2 protein-coding genes and 2 pseudogenes are annotated in these 1,932 nt (G+C 29.5%); 3 read left to right on the top strand and 1 reads right to left on the bottom strand.

Annotation, left to right across the window (positions count from 1 at the left end; translation table 11 throughout):
* The 3 genes and pseudogenes from IDG60_RS12690 to IDG60_RS12680 all read left to right on the top strand — a co-directional run.
* Positions 1-301, top strand: a pseudogene (locus tag IDG60_RS12690) (hypothetical protein); the annotation flags it as partial.
* Between the two features lie 40 nt (positions 302-341).
* The gene (locus IDG60_RS12685) at positions 342-683 is read left to right on the top strand and encodes a DUF3969 family protein (protein WP_000627541.1); all 342 of its coding nucleotides are present in this window, start codon (positions 342-344) and stop codon (positions 681-683) included.
* 100 nt (positions 684-783) lie between these two features.
* Complete coding sequence (locus tag IDG60_RS12680; protein WP_000414202.1) at positions 784-1,356, top strand: SAV1803-related protein; 573 nt, start codon at positions 784-786, stop codon at positions 1,354-1,356.
* Between the two features lie 197 nt (positions 1,357-1,553).
* Here the strand turns inward: IDG60_RS12680 and IDG60_RS12675 are convergent.
* Positions 1,554-1,932 (bottom strand): annotated as a pseudogene (locus IDG60_RS12675) (ImmA/IrrE family metallo-endopeptidase); the annotation flags it as partial.

Raw genomic sequence — 1,932 nt, 5'->3', positions numbered from 1 at the left:
TATTGTTAATCGACACAATGGTACGATTATTAATATTTTTGATGATATGTCAGAAAAAGATAAAGAAGAATTTGAAGCATTTAAAAAGAGAAGCCCTAAATACAACCCAGGTATGAGTGATCATGATGAAACAGATGGTGAGTCAGAAGACATTCAACATCATGACAATGATAATAACAAAGCAATTCAAAATGACATACCAGATCAAAAAGTCGATGATAAAAGTGATAAAAATGCTGTTAATAAAGAAGAAAAACACGATAACGGTACAAATAATTCTGAAGAAACTAAAGTTAAATAAGGGTATACTTTGATTAATCGTAATTTTTAGGAGAACCGCTATGATAACATTTGAAAATATACAACAACTTGAAAAATACACCTTAATGACTATGCATGGTCTTTTTAATCAACTTAAACTCGGTATTATTTCAATCGACAATGCAGAGCATACGCTCTTTACACCTTATATGATGGAAACACTCTCTTCCCTAGGCATGAAAGACAGCATTGTCGATTTAATTCATAAAGGGACTGAATTAGAAGACTTTGCAGCATTTAATTTATCAATTGAAGATACAGTTACAGTCTGTTTACAAAGAACTGAAGAACTATTAAATCAATACAAAAATGTGGAATTCAATGACAAAATATTAATCAATTGGCGTATTATGCAAAAGTAATAGACATATAAAAGTCGAACGTAACTAAATGGATATTGATTTTATTCTTTCTAAATTACAAGTATTTCATTTTATAAAGTTTGAAAAGAGGTATATTGAAGTGGAGAAAAATGAATATATAGCTAAATATAATGAATATAGTCAATTATTAGACGCTACATACTCGCAAGCCGTAGCATACCTTTTAAATAAATATGGCGCTGTAACCGATGACTATTATAAGGAAAAATCATACACGCGATTTTTAAATGGAGAAATCAAAAGTATTACAAAAGGAAAATACACTAGAGCTGGTGAAGGATTATATTGTCATCACATAAGCGAAGACAAATTCCAAAACTTATCTGACCTAAGATTCATTTCCGAATTTAAGTACTCATACAACTATCAAAAGAAAGAAAACTTAGTTTACTGCGATTTAATCGAGCATTTAATTTTACATGCAATTATTACAAAAGAATCCAATGGCCAATTTGGTGTGGCTGGATTATGTCAAATGATCAAACCAACAGTCATTGATTGGTACATTAGCGAATATAATCCAAAACCAGCATGGATGCAAGCCACCAAAGCACGTGCCTATTTGCCTAGAATATTAGTAGAGAAACTACTCATTAAAATTGACGATATGTTAAAAGAAATAGAAATATATGATTTCCTTGAGTCTAGATAAATGATTAATGGAGATTTATTTTTTGCTGTTGAGATTTTGTTATAGATGTTTAAACCCATAATTAAATATATTTTATAAAAATAGACCACGCATACCTATCTTTAAACGGACAATGTTTATAAATGAGTTTGCATGGTCTTGAATTGTATTAGTTTTCTTTTGGTTTTAATAAATCGACTAGATTTTCACAATATTTATCAAATATGTATTCCTAAATTATACAGCCTTAATCCAGCAGCTACTTTCGAAACTTCCAACTTAGTTGATATAAGGTTCAATAGTTTGTTTCATTCTTTTTCAGATAAACCAGAACTTAAATTGATATTATTGACTTCATAAAAATTATAGACTAATGCCTCTATTTGCTTTTTAGGCATAAGTAAGTCGACTGAAAACTGATTTACGTCGCTTTCATAAATCATTTCATGTAAATTCTTTAGACTATTATCGTTGTTATCTTTAATTTTGTATAAATAACGGCCGAGTTCACGAGCTATTGCAAATCTTGTATTATTAATCGAGTGATTATTATTGATATAAATCGTTCTTCCACTTAAATAACCCGAAGTATTACCC

The organism is Staphylococcus sp. EG-SA-2 (assembly GCF_017152085.1).
This window is presented reverse-complemented; position numbering and strand designations above follow the sequence as displayed.